Raw genomic sequence first — 24,220 nt, forward strand, 5'->3', positions numbered from 1 at the left:
TGATGCGATCGGTTGGGCACTTTTGTCACGGTGTTATTTCCCCGAACGCGGCAGGGTCGTTGAGACTGGGCACGCGTCTCATCGATATGTTCCGGGGAAAACAATGTCCTGATCGACAAGGACATTGAATTTGTAACCAGGCCGGATCTCGATCGTCGGCTGTACGTCCATGTTTCTCTCGATGGTCCGGTCAGCGACACGACCGAAGGTTTCGGCAAAGTTCCGACGCGCCGCATCGGAGGCCGTATCCTGCGTCGCCAGTGTCGAACTCTGCGGAACCGCCATGTCAATCCCCGTGCCGATCACGGCAATGAGGATGGCCGAACCAAACGTCTGGAGCCACTTCCGATCCACCTTATCGCGGAAACCGCTGTAGCCCTGCGCGTCCGTCCCGGACATGCCGCCGATCTGCAGCGTCGAGCCATTCGGGAAGATGATGTCGGTCCAGACGACCAGCACCCGGCTCTGGCCGAACGACACTTTGCTGTCGTAACGGCCGAACAGTTTCGTACCCTGCGGGATCAGGAGGCGGTGTCCCGTCGCTGAATCGTAGACGTTCTGGCTCACCTGGGCGGTGATGCGCCCGGGAAGGTCGGAATTGATCCCGGTGATCAATGTCGCGGGAATGACTGAGCCGCGCTTGAGTTCGTAGAGCGACTGTTGGGGGACGACACGGTTCGGCAGGTAGCCAAGTTCCTTGAGGTCGGCATTGAAGAAATCCTCCTTCGACTTCTGGCCGTTCGGATCAACATTTTGCCCGCCGAGACCGGCACGAAGAGCGGCCGCGTAGAGGTCGGGCGCTCCGGGTGTCACCGCAGTGGAAACCCCGTTCGTTGTCGCTGCTGCCGTGTCGTTTGTGTCCGCTCCTCGCCCAGCGAACTTGCCGCGGTCGACCGCGATCGGCGAATCATAGGCGGCGTCATTGGCCTGCAGCCGGGCCATTCTCTGGCGCTGCCGCTCACGAAGATATTGCTCTTCCTGCTCGCGCTGCAAGCGGGCGCGCCAGACCTGTTCCGATTCCAGTTGCGGTTCCGGCCGCGCGTCTTCCCGTTGACCGGGCTGCGGCGTGAATGGATTGACGGAGCGCTTCTCTTCCTGCGTCTCGACCGGCGTCGGCTGCAGCGTCGTCACCTGCTGCGGTTCGCCGATGATGCCGTCCGAGACCCCACGTTTGATCTGGTCGGCGAAGGTTGACGCCGGATTGCCGGAGCTTGTGTCCGGTCCGGTGTCGCGGAAATATAGCCCTCTCGATGTCAGACCGTAGAAGATGACACCAAGGAAGGCGACGACCAGCACGACCACGACGATGATCGGCAGACGGTTAATCCGGCGCATGCCAGAGCCTGTCTCGTCGTTGGCAGTGCCGCCGAGCTTGAGCGATTGAACCATGACCGCCCTCCCCTAACCGCGCTTCATGACTGAGAGTGCGCTCGCCGGCTGCGCACCCGTCGTTGTGACGGTGTAGGCGCGGCCAAGCTCGACGCTGTTCGTAGAAAGGCGGGCCAGGAGCTGCCCCTCGAACGGAATGACGACATAGGCGAGCGGCACGGTGCGCGCAGCACCATCCGTCTTCTGGTCGGTCACCACCGCATAACCCCAGCCCTTCAGGGCTGCCTCGAGCGCCTGCCCGAAAGGCGAGCTGTCCTGCTTTAGCGAGACAGTCGTGGTCCCGGGGCCGATCTGCTCGGCGAGCCTGCTCACCATATCGCCGGCGATCGCGCTCGCCGCCTGGCCTGAGATCTCGGCAGGGGCATTGCTGGAGGTCAATTCTTCCGTTCCGCGCGACTGGCATCCGGAAAGGAGAAGGGCGAGGGCGCAGGCGGCGGCAGGGCCGCGGAGGGTGTGCAAGGCGCGCGCGAGAAAGGGGAAGCTTCGCATCACCGCCCTCCCCGCCGGATCGTCACCTTCTCCTGTCTCCAGCCGACGCCGGAGACCAGGACCGCGCGGTCGACGTGGTAGTCGACCACCATCATGTCGCCCTTCATCCGATAGTTGACGATGCGGTTCTGACCACCGGAGACGACAAACAGCACGGGCGCATCCTGGCCGGAGATCGTGCGCGGGAACTGGACGTAAGTCTTCTCCCCGTCCGAATAGACGCGCGTCGGCCGCCACCCTGCATTGCCCGATACAGAATAGGCAAAATTCAGTTGCTCGGCGGGAACGCCGGCGCCGGGAATGGTGCTGGCTTCCATCCGCGCGTTGATGTCAGCGAGCTTGATGGACACGTCTTCCGGATATTCGAAGCCAACACGTGCCATGTATTGTGTCTGGTGCGACTTGAGCTGGATATGGTAGGTGCGACGCGAGGTGGTCACCACCATCGAGGTGACAAGGTTGGACTCCGATGGCTTGACGATCAGGTGGATCGCCTGCCCTCCTGCCGCTCCCGATGTTGCGGGCTCAACCTTCCACCTAACGGTGTCGCCGACGAGTACGTCGCGAACGACCTCGCCGCCCTGGAGCTCGATGTCGCAGACCTGCAAAGGTGAGCAGACGACGGAGGGCTGCACTTCGCCATAGAGGAAGATCACCTTCCCGTCCGGTCCTTTCGTGACAAGCCCGCGTGAGTCGCGCCACTGGGTGGAAATCCCCATCCCCTTCGCTTCATTGGCGGTGACGCCATCAGCTGCGAGCGCGCGGGAGGAAAGAGAAGTCGGCAACGGCACGATTGCGGCAACGATCGCGGCGGCAGCCAGCCTGGCCGGAAAACGTCTCAGTCGAATGTTCATGTTCGGGGCCATGCCTTTCAAAGCTGCGCGGTCCAGTCGAGATCCCTAAGATAGAGTCCGATCGGGTTAAGCCGGATGACGCCCTCGTCCTGCGGCGGTGTAAGCGTCACGGTGGCGATCCCGCGGAACCGGCGCGTGGCGGTCTCCTTGCCGCGGCGATCGCGCTCGAACTCGGTCCAGTCGATCTGGTAGGACTGGTTCGACAGCGCGACAATGTTGTTGACCTCGACGGCGACGGTGGCGTTCTTCGCCTTCTCGAAGGGTGAGGAGGAGCGGAACCAGGCATTGATTTTTTCTGTCGCAGGGTCCGAGGTCCGAAGCAGCGCATAGGTGCGGTCGATATATTGTTTCTGCACGACAGCATCCGGCGACACCGACCGGAAGTTCGAAACAAAACTGCCAAGCGTGGCGCGCACCACACGCGGATCGGCATACTCGATCTGCTGCGGGAAACCGGCGCTTGAGGCCGTGCCGAGCTTGTCGACCTCGACGATATAGGGCACCAGCTTGACCTGAGTGCTCTGGTAGAGAGCGTAGCTGAAGCCGACCACCGCCATGGTCATCCCGGTGACGCCGACCAGACGCCAGGCCGCGGCGGCCTTCACATAGGAGCCGTAGCGCTCGTTCCATTCCGTTCTCGCTGCGATATAGGGATTGTCGGGCGGGGTGCGTCCGGCCATGCGCGGTCAGCCTCTTACTTGTTTTCGTTGACGGGTGGAGGCGGAGGAGGCGCCGAGGGCCTGCCGGATTGCCGGGTCTGATCAAGCTTGGCATTGGCGAGGCCGAGCAGAGAGCCGGCATAGGCGCCGGGCGAAGCGATCGCCTTTTCTCGTGCCGCAGAGCTTGCCGCCCATCCGGCGTTGCCGATGCCGGACGCCATGCCGCGAAGGGCTGCTCCCGCCATCGACGATCCCCCTGCCCTCGCCGAGCTCGCTGATTCTGCCCCCTTCATCGCGGCGCCCGCGCCAAGGAAGGCGCCACCGGCGGCGAAGGCGGCCGTCTGACCACCATGGCGGATCGCCTCCATGCCGCCTGAGACCGATGCGCCCTGCACGACGCCCTGGATGATCGGCGGCACATACATAGCGATGATGAAAACCACAACGGAGATGCCGGCGATGCCGATCGTGGTGATGAACTGGTCGGAGGTCGCCGTCGGCGCCTCGGCCAGCCCTATCAGAATGTCGGATCCGATCTTCGCGATCATCACCAACGCCATCAGCTTCATGCCGACCGAGAAGGCATAGACAAGGTAACGGACCGCGAAATCCTTGGTATAGGAGCTGCCACCCAAGCCGAGCATGATCATGCCGGCGAGGAGGCCCACATACATCTCGACCATGACGGCGACAAAGATCGCGGCGACGAGGCTGAAAGCGACGACGACAACGATCATCGCGAAGACCGCGGCGATCGCCAGTGCGTTGTCCTCCCACAGCCCGAACTTCGCCTGTTCCGACATTTTGGAGGCTACGCGGATACCCGCATCGAAGATGTTGGCCGGCGACGCGGAGCCCCCGCCGGCGCCGATCTGGAACAGGCTGTCCACCACCGCCTTCGCGAGCGCCGGGCCGCGATCGAGGATGAAGGCGAAGAGACCGATGAACATGATCCGACGCACGAGCTCGGCGAACCACGCGTCGAGGCTTGCCGCATTGATAGCCAGCCACACGGCAGCAATACCGATCTCGATCCCCGCGAGGATCCAGAACAGGGACCGTGCCGCGTTCATGATCGTCGTCTCCCAGCCCTTGGCGGCGGTGACGACCTGGTTCTCCAACGTGGTGAGCACGGAACCTTGCTGTGCGAGCGTCGGCGCTGTCGCAAGAGCCAGGATCGCGATGACGATGAAAGCGGTTTCGAGCTTGCGGGACGGGCGGACGACTACCATCGCGGCTTCATTTCCTGCCCGCCGCGCACGTCGCGATCCGGGTCGCCGCCGAGGAAGCGCTCCCGGTGGTCGCGCTGCGCTGCGCCAGAACCGGACGTCCCGGCCGGTGTTTCAGTCGCAGCATCCGGTTGGACCACCACCCAGACGATCATGCCGGCTCCGAAGGCGACCAGACCCGCGACTGCGAGGACGATGAGGATGCGCGGGCTCACCAGCGCGGCTCCATCGTCTGGCCGCCGCGAATGTCATTGGTCGGCGCGTTGAAGAATTTTTCGCGTCGGGCCTGGGCGAGGTCTTGTCTCGCCTGTTCCGACTGAAACCATGTTCCCATCATCGTGGTCTGCTGCGACACCAACCCACGCAGCTTCTGCATCTGTGCCACCTGCTGGGTGGCGATTTGGTGCCCCACCTGCAGGGCCTTCATCTGGCCGTCGGCGCTCTCCGACATCGAGCGCAGCGAGGACATGGTGGATTCCTCGCTAGAAAACTGCTCGGCCGTGAGGTTAGCCGCCTTCAGTGTGCCCGCGATGGTGTCGCGATTGGTGTCGGACCAGTTCTGATAGGTCGTTGAGAAGCTCTGGCCGCCCGGCAGGTTGCTCTTCATGTCGGCAAAACTCTGGAAGCGCTGCTTCACGACGTCGTCGATGTTGCCCATCGAAAAGGCGACGCCCTGCCCCTGCGCGACGATGTTCTGGAGCTTGTTGAGGTCGTTCTCGACCTGGCCCCAGATATGGGCCGGCAGTTGCGCGGTGTTCTGCAGCAGATTCTTGTAGATGTTGATCTGGTTCTGAATCTGCTCGGCAAGCTGGCTGATCTGGGTAATCTGATTGTTCACCTGCTCGGCGGACTTGCCGACGAGACTAATGAGCTCCGCATTGTTGGCGAGTTGGGTCCATTCGGTGGCCTGTCCGGTAACGCCGCCGGCATATGCGGTAAACGGCAGAGCGACCGGGACGATGATGGCCGTGATCATGGCGGCGCGCGCCGCTTCAAGCGGCCTGGAAAAGTGTTTCGGCATGGGCGATCCCCCTTTGCTGGAGCCAGTGCTTGGGCCAATCCGCCCCGTGTTGGAAGTGAAGGGCGCGGATGCGCTTCAGGTCCTCCTTGCCGGACGCACCGACGAAGGAAAGCGCTACGGGACCGAGCGACATATCGAACAGCCGGCGGCCCTCCGGCGAGGCGACGTAATATTCGCGTTTCGGCAGTGCGGTGGCGACGATCTCGATCTGTCGCTCATTGAAACCGATGCGCTCATAGAACTCGCGCGTCCCTGGCTCGCGTGCCGCGCCGTTGGGCAGACATATCTTGGTCGGGCAGGATTCCTTCAGCACGTCGATGATACCGGAGCGCTCGGCGTCGGAGATCGACTGCGTGGCGAGCACGACTGCGCAGTTGGCCTTGCGCAGAACCTTCAGCCATTCACGTATCTTGTCGCGGAACGTCGGATGACCGAGCATCAGCCAGGCCTCATCGAGAATAATGAGGCTGGGCGCCCCCGTCAGCCGCTTCTCGACCCGCCGGAACATATAGAGCAGGACCGGGACGAGATTGCGCTCACCCATATTCATCAGCTCCTCGACCTCGAAGCACTGGAAAGCGCCGAGCGCCAGTCCGTCCTGTTCGGCATCAAGCAACTGGCCCATCGGTCCATCGACCGTGTAGTGGTGCAGCGCATCCTTGATCTCGCGCATCTGCACACCGGAGACGAAGTCCGAGAGCGAGCGGCCGCGCGATTCCGCCATCAGGCCCAACTGCCTGGAAATGGCGTTGCGATAGTCAGGCGTAACCGTGACGCCCTGCAGGGCGACGAGCGTCTCGATCCACTCCGCCGCCCAGGCGCGGTCGCCGTCCGACGCGAGTTCGGCGAGCGGGCAGAAGGCCAGTCGCGGCGAAGCCCCCTCCCCTTCTCCGGACGCGTCCCCGCCGATTTCGTAGTGATCGCCGCCGATGGCGAGTGTCAGCGGCAACATCGACCGCCCCTTGTCGAAAGCGAATATCTGCGCATCCGCATAGCGCCGAAACTGCGCGGCGATCAGCGACAGCAAAGTCGATTTGCCCGAGCCGGTCGGGCCGAAGACCAGCGCATGCCCGACATCATCGACATGCAGGTTCAGGCGGAACGGCGTCGAGCCGCTGGCGACCTGCATGAGCGGCGGCGATCCCGGCGGATAGAACGGGCACGGTGCGATGGGGCTTCCGGACCAGACCGAGTTCAGCGGAATGAGGTCAGCGAGATTGCGCGTATTGACGAGCGGCTCGCGGATATTGGCATAGGAGACACCCGGCAGACTGCCCAGAAAGGCGTCAGTCGCGTTCAGCGTCTCGATCCGGGCGCCGAATCCTTCGGCCTGGATCAATCGACGGATCGCCTCGCACTTTTCCTGAAGCCGTTCTTGCTGTTCATCGAACAACACGATGACCGGCGTGTAATATCCATAAGCGACGAGCTGCGACGATGCCTCGGCGATTGCGTCCTCCGTCTCGGCCACCATCATCATGGCGTCCTGATCCACCGAACGGCTCTGGGTCTGGAAAAGCTGATCGAAGAACGGCCGCACCTTCTGCTGCCATTTCTTGCGGGTGCGCTCCAGCTTCTGGCGTGCCTCCTGCTCGTCGAGAAAAACGAAGCGCGACGACCACCGATAGGTGAGCGGCATCAGGTCGAGGCTGTTGAGGATCCCCGGCCAGCTCTCCGCGGCTAAGCCGTCAATGGCGACGACGCCGAGGAAGCGGTTCTCGACCGTCGGCGTCAGACCGTGCTGCAGCTCGGCCGTGACCAGCCAGTCAAGATACATCGGGATATCCGGGAGCCGGACTGGATGGTTCTCACCGGTGATGCAGAAGCGGATGAACTGGAACAGCTCGTCATAGCGGGCTATCCGGAAACCCCCGCGCTCTTCGGTTTCGCGCGTCACCATGCGGCGGATGGAGACGACATTGGCAAGGTACTGCTCAACCTCGCGGATCGAGGTCCGGAAAGACTCTAGCGCCGTGTCGGCATAGGTGGCCGAACGGCTGGCAGTGTCGGAATAGACGTAGCGCGCCAAGCCGGAGCGCCGAGGCTCGGGCGGCCGCCAGGTCAGGATCAGCGCGTGTCGGCTCTCGAAATGCCCGCTCTCCCTCTCGAAATGCGACCTGCGCTCCTTATCGATGGCGCGGGTGACGGGATCGGGAAAGTGGCAGGCGCCCTCTGCCGGATAGTCGATCGTCGGGACCCGCAAAGCCTCGACCTGGATCATCCAGCCCGAGCCCAGACGTGAGAGGATCATATTGATCTGCCGCGACACCTCGTTGCGCTCTGAGTCTGTCGAGCTTTCGCTGTCCGGGCCGGCAAAATACCAGCCGGCCGTCAGTGAGCCGTCCTTCAGAAGGATCACGCCATTGTCGACCAGGCCCGCATAAGGAACCAGATCGGCGAATGACGGTCCGGAGTGTCGGAAGAGTTTCAGTGCCACCATGTCCGCCTCTTCAGAACTTGCGCCACGGCGTCGAGGTCGTCCTGTAGATGGATCGATAGGACACGTGCCGCAGATAGACGCGGCGCATCAGCGGATCGGCCTTCGCCATCATGCGGAGAGCAGCAACCGCAACCAGCCAGATAGCCAAGCCGAACAGCGCGGCGTACCAGGTCAGCACCACGAAGATCAGGATCACGGCGGCAAGGCCGGTGAGCAGAACCAGCTCGCGGTCGGCGCCCATTAGCAGGTTCGGGCGTGATAGCGCCCGATGTATTCGAGAGCGGGCAAGATTGGAGCCGGGTTCAGCCATGAGCCCCCTCCCCTTCCGTTCGAAGCTCCGAAGACAGTTCGACATTCCAAGATCCGGCTCGCCCCTCAAACTCGCCGATCGAAGCGCCCGTCGCACCGAAGAGAGCGACGATCTGGGTCGCGCCGAGTAACACGCCGCCAACAAGGGCGACGTAACAAAGCCTCCTGGCGAAGTCGTTCAGTTCTCCCCCGAAGATCAGCATGGCACCGGCGATCGCCACCGCTGCGAGTGCGATGAATCCAGCCACCGGTCCCGTGATCGACTGTTGGATCTGTTGCAGCGGAGATTCCCACGGCAACCCACCCCCGCCCGAAGAGGCGAACGCCGGATTGACAATGCTGATCCAGGAGAAGGCGGCTAGCGCTGCAAGCGCAAGGGTGATTTGGGTCTTACGCGACATGGCTATCCTCATCGATTTGGGCGTAGTGTTCGGTCTGGTAACGGGAGTTTGCGAAACCCTCGATGTGGATGACTTCGCGGACCCGCCTCCCCTTCCCCGTTCGTTCGATCGAGACGATCAGATCGACAGCCTCGCCAATCACCTCCTGCATGGGCTGCTGGCTCGCTTCCGCGGTCAGTTGCTCGAGCCGGCGAAGAGCCGACATCGCCGTATTCGAATGGATGGTGGTGACCCCGCCCGGGTGCCCGGTGTTCCATGCCTTGAGCAGCGTAAGCGCCGCGCCGTCGCGGACCTCGCCGACGATGATGCGATCGGGTCGCAAGCGCATCGTACTCTTGAGAAGCCGAGCCATATCGATTGTGTCGCTTGTGTGGAGCGCAACGGCGTTCTCAGCCGCGCACTGGATCTCGGCGGTGTCCTCCAGAATGACGATCCTGTCGTCCGGCGCATTGGCGACGATTTCGGCAATGACTGCATTGGCGAGCGTCGTCTTTCCCGAGCCCGTGCCACCGGAAATCACGATGTTCATGCGAGACGCAATCGCGCTGCGCAGAACCGAGGCCTGCGCCTCCGTCATGATCTTGTGCTTCACATAATCGTCGAGCGGGATCAGGCGCGACGCGCGACGCCGGATCGTGAAGCTCGGTCCGGAAACGATCGGCGGCAGCAAGCCCTCGAAGCGGTGGCCGCCGATTGGCAATTCGCCGGAGATGATCGGCTGCTCGTCGTCGGCTTCGGATTGCAGTGCGTGGGCGACGCTGCCAATGATCACTTCCGCCGCGGCGGGGCTGAGGTGGCCTGCGGGGGCAACCCCATGACCCAGGCGCTCGATGAAGAGCTTGCCATCGGGGTTCAGCATGATCTCGACCACTGTCGCATCATCGAGGGCGACGCAGAGCTGGTCGCCGAGGGCGTCCTGGAGTTTGCGTACCAGACGCGAATGGGAGCGCAGCTGGGTCACGCGGCACTCCTGATCGCTGCCACGTCGATCCGGGGGATGGAATAATAGCCTGGAGGGCAAACCTGCTCGAAGCTGGCACGATCGGCCCGCAGGCTTCCCGCAATGGCGATGGTGTTGCTGATTGCGGCCGGTTGGCCGAGCCGTTGCATAGGCCAGCCCGCCCGCTTCAGGATACGCTCGAAGCGAAGATCGGTCGCCGTGACGATCTCGTTGTAGCCATTGGCCATAGACCATTCGATGATGCCGGCGAACAGGGTGAGCGTAGCGACATGCAACTGGCTTGCATCCCTCCGCGAGACAAGCGCGGTATCGACACAGAAGCGCGAGCTCTCGACCATCCCGGAATGCGCGACGAGCGAACCCGTTTCGAGGAGCTGGGGGAAAGTCTGCTCCAGCATCGTAGGGCCGAAAGCCGGAAGAAGACGGGCGCAGCCTGCGACAAGTCCACTATCGGTAATCGCCAGAAGGTAGGTTGGCTTGTAACCATCGTACTGGTCGCGCTCTTCCCCTTCTGTAATGGAGACTTCCCATTCCAGGCGGCCGCCGAACACCGTCGCGCGAAGACGGTGCATTTGTTTGAGGAAGCTTCGATTACGTTCGTATTGGTCCGGCGAGACTGTCAGTATCCGCATCATGATCTCCGCATGAACAGGTCATGCGGACAGAAATCATCTCACGGCGCGTTTGCCTACGTGCAGATTTGCACCTCAGGTGATTCTACCGAGTCGGCGTTCCAGGGCGCGAAATGCGAGCGGGTGAGGCCGGCCAGACACCATCAAGGTTGTGCGAATCTGCACTTGGTGCCACGTCGCACAGAAGAAGAGAATCGGTCTAACTCACAGATAGCATTTGAAGAATCGGCATTTAGTGTGATTTCGATTGAAACGGGCGTAACCTTTCATTAACCAAAAACGTCTTGCAACCTCACCCGCATTAGGTAATCGTCACGGATAAATGGCAATACGCGCCAATTAACCGTGACAAGAGATTACACCGTGAGCAAAGCCGCTGCCATATCCCGAAATGATCGCCCGTCGGTAGATGTCACCATTGGTGAGCATGCTGAGCAGCTCAGCTCTCAGCTTCAAGCGATGAGCGAGGCTTTGTTTCCTCCGACATCACACAAGAGCTTGCGCAAATTTACCTCGGGTGAAGCCGCACGTTTGATGAAAATATCTGACTCGACGCTTCGCAAGATGACACTGGCTGGCGAAGGGCCGCAACCTGAACTCGCCAGCAACGGGCGGCGCTTTTACACCCTCGGTCAGATAAATGAAATCCGGCAGATGCTTGCCGGCTCGACTCGAGGACGTGAAAGCATTGATTTTGTGCCTCATCGCCGAGGTTCTGAGCATTTGCAAGTCATTGCCGTAACCAACTTCAAAGGTGGCTCTGGGAAGACGACGACGTCCGCTCATCTTGCACAGTATCTGGCGTTGCAAGGTTACAGGGTTCTCGCAGTCGATCTCGATCCGCAGGCTAGTCTTTCAGCACTCCTCGGCGTTCTGCCAGAAACTGATGTCGGTGCAAACGAAACGCTCTATGCGGCTATTCGGTATGACGAGACACGTCGTCCGTTGCGAGATGTGATCCGACCGACGTATTTTGATGGTCTTCACCTTGTTCCTGGAAATCTCGAGCTTATGGAGTTCGAGCATACCACCCCGAAAGCATTGACTGACAAAGGTACGCGCGACGGATTGTTCTTCACTCGCGTGGCCCAAGCCTTTGATGAGGTCGCCGACGATTACGATGTCGTGGTCATCGACTGCCCTCCTCAGCTTGGGTTTCTGACTCTCAGCGGGTTGTGTGCTGCAACATCAATGGTAATCACCGTACATCCTCAGATGCTGGATATCGCTTCCATGAGCCAGTTTCTCCTCATGACACGCGACCTTCTGGGTGTCGTGAAAGAGGCGGGGGGCAATCTCCAGTACGATTTCATACGCTATCTCTTGACGCGCTATGAACCCCAGGACGCGCCGCAGACGAAAGTGGCGGCACTGCTGCGCAACATGTTCGAGGATCACGTCCTTACAAATCCTATGGTCAAGTCGGCAGCGGTGTCTGATGCCGGTTTAACCAAGCAGACCCTCTATGAGATAGGGCGAGAGAACCTTACGCGCTCGACATACGACCGGGCGATGGAATCTTTGGATGCCGTGAACTCCGAGATCGAGGCTTTGATCAAGACTGCGTGGGGGCGAGCATGATGATGGGTGGCGCGCTTCCCGTGGGGCTGTTGGGAGCTCCCAACCGTGATGTGTTGAATCGCCCACTGGGAAACGGGAGCTGGAAATATCGCGTTGGTTTGAGACACCGACGTATGCCCCTAGCTAGTTGGCCAGGGCTCAGTCGCCTTTTCCTGTTGGGAGCTCCCAACCAGGCGCGTGTGCAATCAAAAATCCGACGGCACGCACCCAAAACCAAGAGGCCGACATTATGAGCCGTAAAGACGCAATCGACTCCTTGTTTCTCAAGAAGCAACCTGCGACCGATAGAACAGCAGTCGACAAGTCAGCCGTTCGTGTTCGTACCGGAGCGATTTCGGCCATGGGTTCGTCATTGCAAGAGATGGCCGAGGGAGCAAAAGCTGCAGCTCGGCTGCAGGATCAACTGGCTGCGGGCGAAGCCGTCGTGTTCCTGGATCCATCCATGATCGACGGGTCGCCGATCGCGGATCGGCTGCCCGCGGACGTCGATCCGAAGTTCGAGCAGCTTGAGGCGAGCATTTCGCAGGAGGGGCAGCAGGTGCCGATTCTTGTCAGACCGCATCCTGAGGCTGCCGGTCGATATCAAATCGTATATGGAAGGCGGCGACTGCGCGCGGCAGTAAATCTGCGCAGAGAGGTTTCTGCAATTGTCCGAAATCTCACGGACCGTGAACTGGTCGTGGCCCAGGGCCGCGAAAATCTTGACCGTGCTGACCTCTCGTTCATTGAGAAGGCTCTCTTCGCCCTGCGCCTCGAAGATGCGGGTTTTGATCGGGCCACCATCATTGCCGCGCTTTCCACTGACAAGGCCGACCTCAGCCGCTACATAACGGTAGCCAGGGGCATACCGCTGAACCTTGCCACGCAAATTGGTCCAGCGTCGAAAGCGGGTCGATCGCGTTGGGTCGCACTTGCCGAGGGGCTTGGGAAGGCCAAGGCAACGGACGCAATCGAAGCGGTGCTTGAGTCAGAGCAGTTCAAGCACTCCGATAGCGATGCCCGCTTTGCCCTCATTTTTAACGCCGTTTCAAAGCCGCCCGCTAAGGCTCCAAAAAAGGTAAGGGCCTGGAGCACGCCAAAGGGGAAAAAGGCTGCGACGATCCGACAAGAAACCGGACGAACAGCTCTGGTTTTCGACGAGAGACTGGTGCCAACTTTTGGCGAATATGTCGCTGACCAGTTGGATAGTCTGTACGCCCAATTTATTGAAACAACCGGAGGAGGCAAGCTCGACCAATAGCCAGGGTTTCATCCAATTCAAAGCTTCGCTCGATTGAGATGGACTGGCTCTCACCGCAAAAGAAAAAGGCCCCCGAAACGGCGTTCCGGAAGACCTTCTCTGTAGTCTCGCAGCTAAGAGAATCGCATTTCCAGAAATCGTAGTCAAGGGTCCCGTAAGGGAAAGCGTCATTTCGACGGGCGGATTTCTATTGCCTAACAAAAGGTAAAAGGAAATGCAGACGCATATCTCAACGACGTCCTTTGGGCGGCGGCCGATGACACTCGGCCATCTTGCAAGCCAGATGGTCGCAAAAGCGGTCGCATCAGACGCTGTCGCCAACAAATGGCAGGTCTTCCAGCACATCCGTGAATCCCGGGAACTGATCGGAGCCACGGACCGCTCGCTCTCGATCCTGAACGCGCTGTTGACGTTTTACCCGGAGACCACCTTGACTGGTGGCGCCGAACTGGTCGTATGGCCTTCTAACGAGCAGCTGATGGCTCGCGCCAACGGCATGCCCGCCACGACACTGCGCCGGCATCTTGCCGTACTGGTTGATTGCGGGCTCATCATTCGCCGCGACAGTCCCAACGGCAAGCGATTCGCTCGCAAGGGAAGGGGAGGGGAGATCGAGCAGGCCTACGGCTTCGATCTGTCGCCGATCGTAGCGCGGGCCGAAGAGTTCCGAGATTTGGCCCAGGCGGTGCAAGCTGAAAAGAAGGCCTTCCGGGTCTCCAAGGAACGGCTGACTCTGCTTCGCCGCGACATCGTCAAAATGATCGAGACTGGCGTCGAAGAAGGCGTTCCCGGAGACTGGGGAAGAGTTACACAGACCTATCAGGGGATCATCGGCCGCTTGCCGCGCTCTGCACCCCGTCAGCTTGTCGAGAGTATTGGTCACGAACTTCAGGATCTCTGCACCGAGATACGTGACGTATTGGAATCATTTGCAAAAACAATGAAACTGGACGGCAATGAGTCCCATTTCGGTCGCCACAAACAGAATTCAAAACCAGACTCTAAATCTGAATCTGAATACGGCTCTGGAAAAAATGTAGAAGCGGGCGGCAGCGTTGCGGAAACCGACAAGGTGCGGAGCTTGCCGAAACGCGAGCTGCCTTTGGGGATAGTGATGGATGCCTGCCCCGAAATTCAGGAACTGGCCCAGGGAGGGACAATCCGGCATTGGCGGGACTTGCTGGCGGCGGCTGAGCTTGCCCGGCCGATGCTGGGGATTAGTCCGAGCGCCTGGCGGGAGGCCCGCGAAACCATGGGCGAGCAACACGCTGCGATCACGCTGGCGTCAATCTATCAGCGGGCCGGTCAGATCAACAACGCCGGCGGTTATCTCCGAAGCCTGACCGACCGGGCCAAGGACGGGAAGTTTTCGACTTGGCCGATGGTTATGGCGTTGCTCCGGGCGAAGCTGGACGAGCAGAAGAATGCAGCCGGCGCTGGAAAGCCGCGAACTGATGAGGAGGTCGAGGATGACAGCCGCCTCCACGTATCGGAATCGCTGCTGAAAAACCTGCGAAAGCCGAGATCATGGTGATCCCCTCGCTATTCAGCCGCCGCGATGTCGACCTCGGTGATCAACCCGGAACGTCGGGCGCGATCGATCAGGTTCTTGACGGACGAGGGCGACCATTTGGATCCACCGCGCGGCGTACGTTCGTGCAATCTTTCAAGCTGGACAGCGATCTCACGAAGCTTGAGGTCCGGGTTCGAAGAATGAATGCCAGCCACAAGCGTCATCAGGCGGTCTTCGGGAAGACGGGGCAGAGATTTTTTCAGCAGCGCCGGATCCGCCATGCGTTCAGACACCATCCACTTCACAGCTCGGCGAAGACGTTCTGGCGTCCATTCGAGGCCGCGCTGCTTGAGCACTCGTGCGATGTCGTCCCATGTGTGATCCGGCCGCATGCGCCGAACGGTCGGAAGCCATTGGTTCGCCGAGGCCTGGATGCGATCGCCATATGCCGCTTTCTGGGCCGCGGTCATCCTGGCCAACACCTCGGGGCGTTTTTCCCGGATGCCGGGGTTGCCGGAAAGCTTTCCCTTGGACTTGGCTGCCCGGATACCCGCCTTCGTTCGTTCGGAAATGAGCGCGCGTTCGAGCTGCGCCACGGCGCCGAGAACCTGAAGGGAAAACATTCCCTGCGGCGTCGACGTGTCGATGGGATCGCGCAACGACCGGAAATGCGCGCCCTTCACCGTCAGATCCTCGATAACCTCAAGCAGATGGCTGACCGAGCGCGCCAAACGATCAAGCCGTACCACAACAAGCGTGTCGCCGGCGACGATCTCGCGAACGAGTTTGGAAAGGGCAGGCCGGGCACGGGAGGCGCCGGATCCGTGTTCTTGGACGATCATATCGCACCCCGCCGATCGCAAATCGATTTCCTGGGCTTCCGTCGCTTGCTCGTCCGTAGACACGCGTGCATAGCCGATCAGCCGGCCCTGTGGTCGACGGGAAGCCTTATTCTTGGTGTTAGCAGCCATTTGCAGTGCCTGAGGAGTGTTAAAGAGCATTTTTCCAAACGTAGAGGATAAGGATAAACGATCGTTTGTAAACGTCTCTTGGTCCTTTGGAGTCAAAGTAAACACGTCGCAAGTGGCTGGAAAACAGTGGTTTTCATCGATGTCACGTCCATCGGCGCTAATCCTGTACAGTTCGAACGCCTTGGCAGCTCTAAATAGTACGCGCGCGAGAAAAAGTATCTGCTATGATTGAAGTGTATGCTATTATAGCTTCAAGATGGTCTAAATAGATACGTTAAAACAATGAGATATGAAATTGGCGATTTGCCTTTGACAGTGCTGCTTCCGGCTATCGCAAGGGCAGAAGATCAAATCGCGCGTCTGGACGAAATTGTTCGTCGCAGCCCCGTCAGGCAGGGCTTTACCGAAAGGTCTCACTTCACCGAGGCGGCCGCAAGCATGTGGATCGCAGGCGAGCTTGTCCACATCGAGGATCTCGTTCTCCACGACGCAAATCGGGATGTGCGTACCCCGACCCACGAAATCACCATCGCACATTCGATCCTGAGAGCGCGGCGGCGCATCGAAAAAGCTGACCCTGACTGGGCGACGAGCAGGGCTGGGATCGTAAACCTGGTGGGGCGGTCAGAGGGCTCTGCGGAACGAGAGTCGGTAGGGAAGGGGAGATCGCCCTTGCCCGCCGAACTGACGCTGAACGAAGAGGACAACTGTTTCGCCGCGGAGATGGCCGAAATCGATGCAGTTCTTGATCGGTCGACCCGCGCACTCGAAGCGGTGGTAACGGTGGAGGGCAGCAAGGCGGATCCTCTGATGGTCGGTGAGCTCGTTGTCCGGGATCCGGGATGGGACGAGGAAGGGCGCCTTTCGGCTTGGAGAGCGGTTCTGGCTCAGGCTGACGCCTTGCCGACTACCTTGGCGGCCGCAGTGATATGGGACGCATGGGAAAGCATGGAGCCATTGCAGCGGCAGCATTGGCTTGGTACCCAACTCGTGAATTCATATTTCCGGGTGCGCGGAAAGGTGTCCTCGCACCTGTTTGGCATCTGCTCCGGTCTTAAAGCTGTGCCGCGGGAACGGCGGCGATCACACAATCGCGTATCACGAGTGCTTGCCGGGCTGGATGCAATGGCGAGCAGCGCTGAACTGGCCATGAAGGAAGTCATTCGGCTGGGACAGGCGAGGGAGCACCTCGAGCGAAAACTGAAGGGAAAGCGCTCGTCCAGCAGTTTGCCGCGCGTTGTGGACTTGCTGATGACGCGACCGATCGTGTCCTCGTCGATGATAGTCAAGGAATTGAAGGTTAGCCATCGTGCGGCGCTCGATCTCGTCGCCGAACTCGGCGTTCGGGAAGTGACGGGGAGAGGAAGCTTCCGTGCATGGGGTGTGATTTGATGTGAAGGCGGCAAACATGGTCGGTGCGAGAATTGAACGAATTGAGGCGGTCGCGTCCTCGCGCGTTTAGATGTTTCTGGTCATAGAATTCCTTTTGTTTCGCGGCTCATTCGTGGCGACGCATGTCGCAAACGACACGCATTCGCCGCCGTAAAAATCCGCAGGAGAGGGCGGCAACGTTCATTTGAACTCAGTTAAATAGATCGTCTTGATGCCGTCCGGCGTTAGGCCAGTACGACGCAATTCAGCCTCACAGCGCTCTTGAAGAGCCTCCCTGTCTCCGGGTTGCCCAATTAGATAGACATAGAGATTGCGGACCGCTCCGACGAGCTTTGTCACTTCCTCCAATTTGAGGGCGTACGTTCCCTGGGTGCTTGCTTTCCGATCGGCGATGGGCTCCGGAAGCGCCGAAACCCGCAAAGACTGCCTTCCGGGATAGCATCGCCTGAACCATTGCTCGGCTTCTAGGAGTTGAGCATGGTCGTTCTTGTAGAGCGGGTTGTCCTTCTCCTTGTCGCTTTTGGCTTCTATGACGAAATCGAACAAACCGCTCGTTCGCCACAAAACATCAGGCCCTGTTTTGTGCACTGCTTCCGGCCGCTCGGCGTCAAAACCAAGATATGCTCCAAGGTTCTTTAACGCTTCCTCATATTGGAAAGGGGAGGCGTCGGGCACTAAAGCCGAGACCGCTTCGTTATAAGCAGGAATGAGCGATCCACGACGTTGATATTCGAGGATTCGGCTAACAATCGCCATGGATTGTGGACCAGCCATTGGTCGCGGAATGTAGGCCGGTCGGATGCGAGGTGGGATATGGTTGTTGTTGGTTGCGAAAGCTGACGTCTGAAGTCGCTGACCTTTGTGATCATCATTCATATGGAAAGCGATGCGAGCTGCCAACGAGGAAAGCCATGCCCTTCTCTGACCATCCTGGGCAAGGTCTGGTGAGGAAATCAGGTGTTCGAGTTCTTGAATGGCGCTTTCATACTGTCCCACTCTTTCCAGCCGGAAAGCCCTGCGCTCAGCACCGGCGACCTTCAGCGACAGTTCGTCGATCCCCGGGGGCCGGGTGGCGGCTGCCAACTCTGACGCATGGTAGGCAACCCAATCCGGATCCCTGTTCAAACACTTGAGCATCGTTTCGCCAATTTCCTGATAGCTGGCGACAGCCTCACTCACTTCCTGTCCCACGTTGAGTTGTACCCGGCTGCTCGCGGTCAGATGCTCAAGGTTCTTCTTGCGTCCGATCCATGCAACCAAATCGCTTCCCGTCAGGACGACCACGCAGAAATCGCCGCCCCCCCTAGAGCCGCGCCCTAGGCCCTGCTCGATCCGCTGGGCCAACAACGAGTTGACCGCGGAATCTGCAAGAACACTCGTCCGAAACATATCGTAGTCGGTCGTACCCTGTGGCAGGCCATCCATAATCAGCAGGCGGCAAGACTGACCAGCCAAATCAATGCCGTCGTACCGGTTAGCAAGAACGATCGGACCCTTGAACGATCCGGCCTGCATATCTTTTATACGGTGGCTAACCGCTTCACTTGTCTCTGGATATTCCGCAGTATCCAACCATCCTTTGGCAACGGTCCCGGACGGCGCCAAAATCGCGACGCCGGCGTAACCGGCAATCCATTTCGCGATCTGTTTAACCATCGGTGTGATAGCGACATTGCCGAGCGGCATCAGCTCGGGCACCAAGATCATGCGCTCGCCTACACCCGCGAGCGATGAAGACTGAATCGGTCTGCCAACTGCAGCAGGGGAGGCACCGAATGTGCGAACAATCTCGCTGTCGTCCGAAATCGTAGCAGACATGTAGATCCGGCGTTTAGCGTCATCGAACGTCGGAAGAAGATCAACCGGCGGAAAGGTGGGGGTGATCGTCACCGATTTGCGGCTGAAGAGGCAGTGGCACATGGCCAGATTGTCACGTAGGAGAGGCCATATGTAGGGATCGACGCCCTCGACATGCTGTGAAAGAAATTCCCGAACTTCGGGGACCTTGGACAGCCAAGCCCAGCTGGGGACCTCGATCACGCCGAAGTCCTTCCCCCTCGTGATGTCAGCAAAGGCGCCGCCTCGTCCGACCTCGTCGAACGCGCCCCTGAAACGATCCGCCATCTCCTGATAGACCTCGAGGTGGTCTTTCGATGTGATCGTCAGGCTGAATGCTTTACGAACAGAGGAAAGCGCGACGTGCGCGTCGTCTAAGATGATGCCTCCGACTTTCACTGCCGGTTTGGCGGAACCTCGAACACCAAATTTGCTGCGACCACTGAAAAGGCTCTCGTAGGCCCCCACGAGAACGGCGTTACCATCAAGAAACTCGGAGGCTAAAGGCTGCCCCCTCGTGTAGGGCACCGCGCGGATTCCATATTCAGTCGCTTTGGCAATAACCTGTTCGACGAGCTGGGTAGTTGGTGCGAGATAAAGAACGGGTTCACCGAGTTCATTCATGGTTGATTGTGCCATGAGAAGCGCAACCAGGGTCTTTCCTCCCCCCGTATGCAGTTTTACAACGACATCCTTGTCGTTTCTCCGGGATGGATACCAAGCATCGAGAGCTTCGGCTTGGCTAACATAAAGGTCATTGATCCCGACGGCTTTCGGCAGGGAATGAAAGATATCTCGTGGGGCGACGGGCTTCGGCTTTGCCTTGTCCTCGCGAAGCTTTTTGAAATCGACCACCTCTTGCCCCCCATTTTACCGACAGTTCTGCTTTAACAGATGTATGCCCAAGAGAGAGGCATTGAAAATACCTACTACTTAGAAAGACGTGTTGCAGGTTATTTTTTCGGCGGGCGTTACTGACGCCTAACGATATGGCAGGAGCAGGATGACAAACCATGTTTTCTGCATCCACTAATTCACAGACGTCCAAGGTTGAAAGTCAGAAATCAATTCTGTCCTCTCGCATTTCACCACCAAGGCCAAATAAATACATGGAGCCATAAAATGACAACAGATCGCTCCGCGGCGCACCGTCGATTCGTTGTGTTAGCGCCTCGGCCACCACGCCGACGTGCTTTACGAGTGCGTCCAGATGTTGCTTTGTTGGTTGGTTCCTATCTCCAAGCGCTGCCTTCAGCGCATACAGCCGTTCAAGCGGCGCTGGATGGGTCTCGGATACCGAAAACCGAGGTATGTCGAGAAATCGGGAGCCCAAAAGTTCAATTAAGTGGAGGAAGAGAAATATGTGATAGGCGCCGTTGGAAAGGCGGAGTTTTGCATCTTTATCCGACCCGATGGCTGTAATCGCGTGGAGGTCAGCACTGAATTCTAGATCGTGGTTATAGGTTTTTAGATCCTCCAGATTTTCGGTCGAAGATGCTTCTTCCATATGACCTAGAAGCAAATGACTAAACTCATGCCCGAATGTGAATTCGAGCATGTCGTCTACATCGCGCTTGATAGCAGCGTCCACACTCGCTGGAAGTTTAGCTCGCGGATCGATGTCAAAGTCCTGGGCTTCTGACCCTATCATCGTCCGCAGGGCGATTAAGGCTGCATCAATCCGGTCGCCCATCGGAAATTCATAGTGTGCGCCATGAAAACATACAGTCATGAAATAGAGGAAGTAGCGCAACGCTTCGGAGACGATGATCACCTCGCCTACCAGGGATTTTAAGCAAGCCGCGTTCACTTCCAGGGTTGGGACGTAGCCATATGGGATTGAGCGAGCGGATTTTCGTAAGGCCTTCGGCAGTCGCTCAAGATAGCGTCTCGGAGCCAAATTGACGGTTTCGTAATAGGACGTCAGAGTCCAAGGGCGACCGTTCTGCTGGAATGCACGCTTCCGGTGGGCAAGCACCCTCGTAACTCGAGGAGAATCGGCAACGGAGTTAGCCCGAATTCGCAGCAAGTAGTCATGCGCGCTTCTCAACGACCTCAGCCGGAGAATCTCATTCTTAGAGCAGAAGGGCGCATAAACCAGTTCTTCGTTGCTGAGATCTGGATCGCGTGGTTCGATCCCTGTGACGTAGAACTCGCCACGTTCATCGCCGATGATGAAACCATTCGCGGCGCGGCGCGCTCCGGGAAATTCCTTCAGCCATTTCCGTATTTCGTGCTCTTCCATTGCGAAACGACAACCCTCGTGCCAAGTAGAAAAATACGCAAACTAAAAAGTCCGATAGTAATACGCGAATAAGCCTAACTGCCCGTCTGTAAATCAGGTCGATAAAAAGAGGGTAAGTTTGCCATCAAATCTCTAAGGGCCTCAGTGCTGGCCGCTCCCGAATCTGAGGGCAACAATCTGGACAAATCGGACAATCCGCATTATCTTGGCTGTAGTCAAGAAGGAAGACGAAGATGGTTGCTGTCACCCGTAAAACGCAGATGGGCGCAAAGCTAGAAGTCAATCCAGCTGCGGTAGCCGATGTTCTCAAGGTTCTGGCCCGACACAATCCAGGCCTTTCAAAGCCGGCTCTTGCAGCGACTGGCAGGGTCATGGCCGTGGTCTCTGCGGTAGCAGCGCGCCTTTCTGTCGAGCAACAGCGTCGGATTGCCGACGACGAAACGGAACTCGCCCATATTGTGGAAGCCGCCGTCGCCGAACTGGCTGCGAAGCCAGGTCATGTGCTCGCGGAGGTATCGGTCGAAAAACCTGTGGAGGTCAGCCGAGGTGGTGGTCTGGGGCAATCGGTAGACATTGAGGAAGGGCGCCGCAGGCTCGACGAATTTGCGACGCCAACCCGCATCGAAGACTGGGCCGGTCCGGTCGCCGGTCCGGGCGATATCGAGAAGAAGTTCGGCACGAAGCGATCGACCCTGCACGACTGGCACAAGCGCGGAGCTGTCGTCGGTCTGCTCAGGGGCGAGCGAAAGCATGTCTTTCCCCTGGCTCAGTTTGTGGATGGTCGGCCGGTCGAGGGCATGCCTCAGGTCACCAAAATCATCCGCAATCCGCGTGTAGCGTGGCAATGGTTGATCCAGCCGAAGCCAAGCATAGGCGGAACGCCGCTCGACAATCTCAAGATGGGCAATCTGGACGAGGTTCTGGATGCAGCTGAGCGCGATTTTGGTTGAGCTGAATCGTGAAACTTGATCCCCAAACGGTTCGGGAGCTCGCGCTTGCCTTTCTCCCGCAATCTTATGTCCGCATTATACCTGTAGCCCACATGTCGACCCCGCTTGGCATGGGTTTCGGCCAATCGCGATTCTCGAGCCCCAACCAGATGTTCCGACTGCTTTATGCCGCATATGATCTCGCGACCGCGATTGCGGAGACGATTGTGCGCGACCGCTTCGAGGGGACCCAGGAGCGAGTGCTGGATGAGAGCGAAATCGAGGACTGGTCGGTCACTGAGGTGACGGCCACGGATGCTCTCATTCTTCTCGACCTGCGCACGACCGGCCTCCTGAGGTTGGGCGTCAGCACGGACGCAGCCCGGGGCAAGGAACATCAGGAAGGGCAGAGACTGAGCGAGTCGATCTTTCGATCCTATGCTGTCGATGGATTGCTCTATTCCTCACGCCTCACGGCGGCAGATTGCGTGGCGGTCTACGATCGAGCTGTCGGTGAGAAACTTGTCGCCTCTCCGGCGGTCGAGTTGGTTCGTCAAGCCGACCTGATACCCGCCCTGCGGTCTATCGGGGTGTCGATCCGGGCTGGGCGTTAGGCATGCCCGTTACAGTCACTTCCGCAAACTTCTCGGGGCGATTTACGGCGTTGAATGGCACGAAAACGTTGCCAGCGACACATGCCGACATCATCCGCTCGTTGCTGACCGTCGGCTATCCCAGCCGTCGAGCCGCTGTCCGTACCGTTGGCCCCTGGCGGGAGAAAATGCTGGTCGCGATGGCGACGGGCTATCTGGATGCCTCCTTGAACACGACGGCCTATTTTCGGAGTTTGGAGCAGTCGGAGAAGGTGGGGGTTTCGTTCCTTTTCGGCGAGGCATTCACGCACTGGTATGCTCAGAGTCAGATGAGCGTCCAGTATCTCGTGCATGTCGCCGGTCTTGCCTCCTGCCGATGGGGATCCCCATCGGCTCCGGTCGTGCCGAAGGCTGGCGCAGCGCCTCCTCCTCCAAAATCGCGTCCCGACTTTATCGGCATCAAGCGAAGGGAACGCCACGTGTTCGAGAGTAAGGGTCGCATCCGAGCGCCAGCCGCAAGCACCGTTGCGAAGGCACTGGGGCAGGTTTCGGCGCTTCACACGGTCAACGGACGGGCGCCGACCACGCGCTGTGCAAGCTTCTTCATGTTCAAGGCCGGTGGTGCAGAGGGCAGAGTGCTGGATCCGCCGGCAAAGGGTGACGGCATCACCGTGACGTTTGATCTCTTCGAAGCGATTACACGAGCCTACTCCTTTATCCTCGATCAGCCGGTACTTGATCTATCCGATCAGGTTGGTGCGGGTTATGTCGGCCGCGAGATCGATGATGGTGTGTTCTTGGGTATCGACAAGGAAATCCTTGCCTTGGTACAAGAGCGGCCCCCGACTGAAGCAACGCGTCGCAGGCGTGTCGCCCAGGTCTTCTCTGCCCTTGAAGATCGGTCGCAGAACTATGCGGGTCGGCAGGATAGAAGTGTTTCGTCCGGCCTTGACGGGGTCCTGCTTCTTGACCGCCGTTCGCCGCGCGCCCTTCGACGCTTCCGGACGCAGGGTTAAATGGCCGACTTTATGTCGGGGTGTTGGTTTCACCTCCTGACCAGCAATTTCATGTGATTTACGACAACCCTATAATTCCATCAGAGATGCTCGCTCCATGACGACCCTTCTCGGCCTCACCTATATCTCAAATGAAAAAGTGCCGCTCGCGGACCTGGACGACTATGTAACCGTCCACGTGCCGAGTGCTGGGTTTGATCAGCACCTCGGAAATCATTCACCATGGTTTTGGTCGATCGATAGGAGAGGCGGCGGCGTGGATTTCAAGCAAGGGAAATATGACTATTGGGTGCGCCGGGTCGGTTCCAACCAACCAATAGGTTTTCCGGTGCTGACATCGACCTCAAAAGAGGAGGGCTGGATCTCAGTCATGGACGGCCGACATCGCATAATGGCAATTGTCGATAGCGGTCGGCAGGCCTTTGCAGCGAGACTTCCCAGACCAATGCTGGGAACGGCGCAAATGATAATTCCAGGCCTCGAAATCTTTGATCTGTAGACTACAGACGGCGCCGAGGCG

General features: G+C 59.1%; 23 protein-coding genes. 8 read left to right on the plus strand and 15 right to left on the minus strand.

The genetic code is table 11. The features are described from left to right. Positions 1-78 precede the first annotated feature (78 nt). Genes trbI through traI form a run of 12 tightly spaced genes read right to left on the minus strand, consistent with a single transcriptional unit; the run spans position 79 to position 10,384 of the window. Positions 79-1,389: an IncP-type conjugal transfer protein TrbI gene (trbI, locus tag ACQZ45_RS23430; RefSeq protein ID WP_012654961.1), complete on the minus strand. Its 1,311-nt coding sequence runs from the start codon at positions 1,387-1,389 to the stop codon at positions 79-81. A 12-nt stretch (positions 1,390-1,401) separates the two neighbouring features. Continuing rightward, complete coding sequence (gene trbH, locus ACQZ45_RS23435; RefSeq protein WP_012654962.1) at positions 1,402-1,878, minus strand: conjugal transfer protein TrbH; 477 nt, start codon at positions 1,876-1,878, stop codon at positions 1,402-1,404. Next, entirely contained in the window at positions 1,878-2,732 is an 855-nt protein-coding gene (gene trbG, locus ACQZ45_RS23440; RefSeq protein WP_041724026.1) for a P-type conjugative transfer protein TrbG, read from the minus strand. The genes trbH and trbG overlap by 1 nt, the downstream gene beginning before the upstream one ends. 17 nt (positions 2,733-2,749) lie before the next feature. Beyond that, complete coding sequence (locus ACQZ45_RS23445; protein WP_012654964.1) at positions 2,750-3,412, minus strand: conjugal transfer protein TrbF; 663 nt, start codon at positions 3,410-3,412, stop codon at positions 2,750-2,752. A 14-nt stretch (positions 3,413-3,426) separates the two neighbouring features. Beyond that, positions 3,427-4,623 (minus strand): P-type conjugative transfer protein TrbL, encoded by a 1,197-nt coding sequence (trbL, locus tag ACQZ45_RS23450; protein ID WP_012654965.1) that lies wholly within the window; start codon positions 4,621-4,623, stop codon positions 3,427-3,429. Then, positions 4,617-4,835: an entry exclusion protein TrbK gene (gene trbK / locus ACQZ45_RS23455; RefSeq protein WP_012654966.1), complete on the minus strand. Its 219-nt coding sequence runs from the start codon at positions 4,833-4,835 to the stop codon at positions 4,617-4,619. Before trbK ends, trbL begins: the two co-directional genes overlap by 7 nt. Next, on the minus strand, positions 4,832-5,641 hold the full coding sequence (gene trbJ, locus ACQZ45_RS23460) for a P-type conjugative transfer protein TrbJ (protein WP_012654967.1): 810 nt from the start codon (positions 5,639-5,641) through the stop codon (positions 4,832-4,834). The genes trbK and trbJ overlap by 4 nt, the downstream gene beginning before the upstream one ends. Continuing rightward, complete coding sequence (locus tag ACQZ45_RS23465) at positions 5,613-8,081, minus strand: conjugal transfer protein TrbE (protein ID WP_012654968.1); 2,469 nt, start codon at positions 8,079-8,081, stop codon at positions 5,613-5,615. The genes trbJ and ACQZ45_RS23465 overlap by 29 nt, the downstream gene beginning before the upstream one ends. 10 nt (positions 8,082-8,091) lie before the next feature. Then, on the minus strand, positions 8,092-8,391 hold the full coding sequence (locus ACQZ45_RS23470) for a conjugal transfer protein TrbD (protein ID WP_012654969.1): 300 nt from the start codon (positions 8,389-8,391) through the stop codon (positions 8,092-8,094). After that, positions 8,384-8,791, minus strand: a complete 408-nt coding sequence (gene trbC, locus ACQZ45_RS23475; RefSeq protein WP_012654970.1) for a conjugal transfer pilin TrbC — start codon at positions 8,789-8,791, stop codon at positions 8,384-8,386. The genes ACQZ45_RS23470 and trbC overlap by 8 nt, the downstream gene beginning before the upstream one ends. Further along, the gene (gene trbB, locus ACQZ45_RS23480; protein ID WP_012654971.1) at positions 8,781-9,752 is read right to left on the minus strand and encodes a P-type conjugative transfer ATPase TrbB; all 972 of its coding nucleotides are present in this window, start codon (positions 9,750-9,752) and stop codon (positions 8,781-8,783) included. The genes trbC and trbB overlap by 11 nt, the downstream gene beginning before the upstream one ends. Further along, entirely contained in the window at positions 9,749-10,384 is a 636-nt protein-coding gene (gene traI / locus ACQZ45_RS23485) for an acyl-homoserine-lactone synthase (RefSeq protein WP_041723972.1), read from the minus strand. The genes trbB and traI overlap by 4 nt, the downstream gene beginning before the upstream one ends. Positions 10,385-10,747: 363 nt before the next feature. Between traI and repA the strand changes: the two genes are divergently transcribed. From repA to repC, 3 genes are all read left to right on the plus strand, one after another. Next, positions 10,748-11,965, plus strand: coding sequence for a plasmid partitioning protein RepA (repA, locus tag ACQZ45_RS23490; RefSeq protein WP_041724029.1), 1,218 nt, complete (start codon positions 10,748-10,750; stop codon positions 11,963-11,965). Positions 11,966-12,194: 229 nt separating this feature from the next. Further along, positions 12,195-13,205 (plus strand): plasmid partitioning protein RepB, encoded by a 1,011-nt coding sequence (repB, locus tag ACQZ45_RS23495; RefSeq protein ID WP_012654974.1) that lies wholly within the window; start codon positions 12,195-12,197, stop codon positions 13,203-13,205. A 214-nt stretch (positions 13,206-13,419) separates the two neighbouring features. After that, complete coding sequence (gene repC, locus ACQZ45_RS23500; protein ID WP_012654975.1) at positions 13,420-14,739, plus strand: plasmid replication protein RepC; 1,320 nt, start codon at positions 13,420-13,422, stop codon at positions 14,737-14,739. Between the two features lie 8 nt (positions 14,740-14,747). Here the strand turns inward: repC and ACQZ45_RS23505 are convergent, their stop codons facing one another. Further along, positions 14,748-15,689, minus strand: a complete 942-nt coding sequence (locus tag ACQZ45_RS23505; protein WP_045231688.1) for a recombinase family protein — start codon at positions 15,687-15,689, stop codon at positions 14,748-14,750. 282 nt (positions 15,690-15,971) lie between these two features. Here ACQZ45_RS23505 and ACQZ45_RS23510 point away from each other — a divergent pair, with 282 nt between their 5' ends. Further along, on the plus strand, positions 15,972-17,081 hold the full coding sequence (locus tag ACQZ45_RS23510; RefSeq protein WP_045231687.1) for an RHE_PE00001 family protein: 1,110 nt from the start codon (positions 15,972-15,974) through the stop codon (positions 17,079-17,081). A 180-nt stretch (positions 17,082-17,261) separates the two neighbouring features. On the opposite strand, the gene ACQZ45_RS23515 is transcribed toward ACQZ45_RS23510, so the two are convergent. Next, entirely contained in the window at positions 17,262-19,772 is a 2,511-nt protein-coding gene (locus ACQZ45_RS23515) for a DEAD/DEAH box helicase (RefSeq protein ID WP_045023411.1), read from the minus strand. A gap of 202 nt (positions 19,773-19,974) precedes the next feature. Continuing rightward, on the minus strand, positions 19,975-21,162 hold the full coding sequence (locus ACQZ45_RS23520; protein ID WP_045023413.1) for a hypothetical protein: 1,188 nt from the start codon (positions 21,160-21,162) through the stop codon (positions 19,975-19,977). A 233-nt stretch (positions 21,163-21,395) separates the two neighbouring features. On the opposite strand from ACQZ45_RS23520, the gene ACQZ45_RS23525 reads away from it, so the two are divergent. The 4 genes from ACQZ45_RS23525 to ACQZ45_RS23540 all read left to right on the plus strand — a co-directional run bounded on the left by ACQZ45_RS23525 (position 21,396) and on the right by ACQZ45_RS23540 (position 24,199). Further along, a complete protein-coding gene (locus tag ACQZ45_RS23525; protein WP_045023415.1) occupies positions 21,396-22,112 on the plus strand; it encodes an antitoxin Xre/MbcA/ParS-like domain-containing protein in 717 nt (238 codons plus the stop codon). A gap of 92 nt (positions 22,113-22,204) precedes the next feature. After that, the gene (locus ACQZ45_RS23530) at positions 22,205-22,705 is read left to right on the plus strand and encodes an RES family NAD+ phosphorylase (RefSeq protein ID WP_234903667.1); all 501 of its coding nucleotides are present in this window, start codon (positions 22,205-22,207) and stop codon (positions 22,703-22,705) included. Positions 22,706-22,707: 2 nt separating this feature from the next. Beyond that, positions 22,708-23,700: a hypothetical protein gene (locus tag ACQZ45_RS23535; RefSeq protein ID WP_045231686.1), complete on the plus strand. Its 993-nt coding sequence runs from the start codon at positions 22,708-22,710 to the stop codon at positions 23,698-23,700. 97 nt (positions 23,701-23,797) lie between these two features. Continuing rightward, the gene (locus ACQZ45_RS23540; RefSeq protein WP_012654983.1) at positions 23,798-24,199 is read left to right on the plus strand and encodes a hypothetical protein; all 402 of its coding nucleotides are present in this window, start codon (positions 23,798-23,800) and stop codon (positions 24,197-24,199) included. Positions 24,200-24,220: the final 21 nt, after the last annotated feature.

This window comes from Agrobacterium sp. 16-2014-1-2a (assembly GCF_053522705.1).

Bases quoted from the DNA above. Each gene is read 5' to 3' on its own strand.
- trbI (WP_012654961.1), bottom strand. From the start codon at position 1,389: ATGGTTCAATCGCTCAAGCTCGGCGGCACTGCCAACGACGAGACAGGC.
- trbH (WP_012654962.1), bottom strand. From the start codon at position 1,878: ATGCGAAGCTTCCCCTTTCTCGCGCGCGCCTTGCACACCCTCCGCGGC.
- trbG (WP_041724026.1), bottom strand. From the start codon at position 2,732: ATGAACATTCGACTGAGACGTTTTCCGGCCAGGCTGGCTGCCGCCGCG.
- ACQZ45_RS23445 (WP_012654964.1), bottom strand. From the start codon at position 3,412: ATGGCCGGACGCACCCCGCCCGACAATCCCTATATCGCAGCGAGAACG.
- trbL (WP_012654965.1), bottom strand. From the start codon at position 4,623: ATGGTAGTCGTCCGCCCGTCCCGCAAGCTCGAAACCGCTTTCATCGTC.
- trbJ (WP_012654967.1), bottom strand. From the start codon at position 5,641: ATGCCGAAACACTTTTCCAGGCCGCTTGAAGCGGCGCGCGCCGCCATG.
- ACQZ45_RS23465 (WP_012654968.1), bottom strand. From the start codon at position 8,081: ATGGTGGCACTGAAACTCTTCCGACACTCCGGACCGTCATTCGCCGAT.
- ACQZ45_RS23470 (WP_012654969.1), bottom strand. From the start codon at position 8,391: ATGGCTGAACCCGGCTCCAATCTTGCCCGCTCTCGAATACATCGGGCG.
- trbC (WP_012654970.1), bottom strand. From the start codon at position 8,791: ATGTCGCGTAAGACCCAAATCACCCTTGCGCTTGCAGCGCTAGCCGCC.
- traI (WP_041723972.1), bottom strand. From the start codon at position 10,384: ATGCGGATACTGACAGTCTCGCCGGACCAATACGAACGTAATCGAAGC.
- repB (WP_012654974.1), top strand. From the start codon at position 12,195: ATGAGCCGTAAAGACGCAATCGACTCCTTGTTTCTCAAGAAGCAACCT.
- repC (WP_012654975.1), top strand. From the start codon at position 13,420: ATGCAGACGCATATCTCAACGACGTCCTTTGGGCGGCGGCCGATGACA.
- ACQZ45_RS23505 (WP_045231688.1), bottom strand. From the start codon at position 15,689: ATGGCTGCTAACACCAAGAATAAGGCTTCCCGTCGACCACAGGGCCGG.
- ACQZ45_RS23510 (WP_045231687.1), top strand. From the start codon at position 15,972: ATGAGATATGAAATTGGCGATTTGCCTTTGACAGTGCTGCTTCCGGCT.
- ACQZ45_RS23520 (WP_045023413.1), bottom strand. From the start codon at position 21,162: ATGGAAGAGCACGAAATACGGAAATGGCTGAAGGAATTTCCCGGAGCG.
- ACQZ45_RS23525 (WP_045023415.1), top strand. From the start codon at position 21,396: ATGGTTGCTGTCACCCGTAAAACGCAGATGGGCGCAAAGCTAGAAGTC.
- ACQZ45_RS23530 (WP_234903667.1), top strand. From the start codon at position 22,205: ATGTCGACCCCGCTTGGCATGGGTTTCGGCCAATCGCGATTCTCGAGC.
- ACQZ45_RS23535 (WP_045231686.1), top strand. From the start codon at position 22,708: ATGCCCGTTACAGTCACTTCCGCAAACTTCTCGGGGCGATTTACGGCG.
- ACQZ45_RS23540 (WP_012654983.1), top strand. From the start codon at position 23,798: ATGACGACCCTTCTCGGCCTCACCTATATCTCAAATGAAAAAGTGCCG.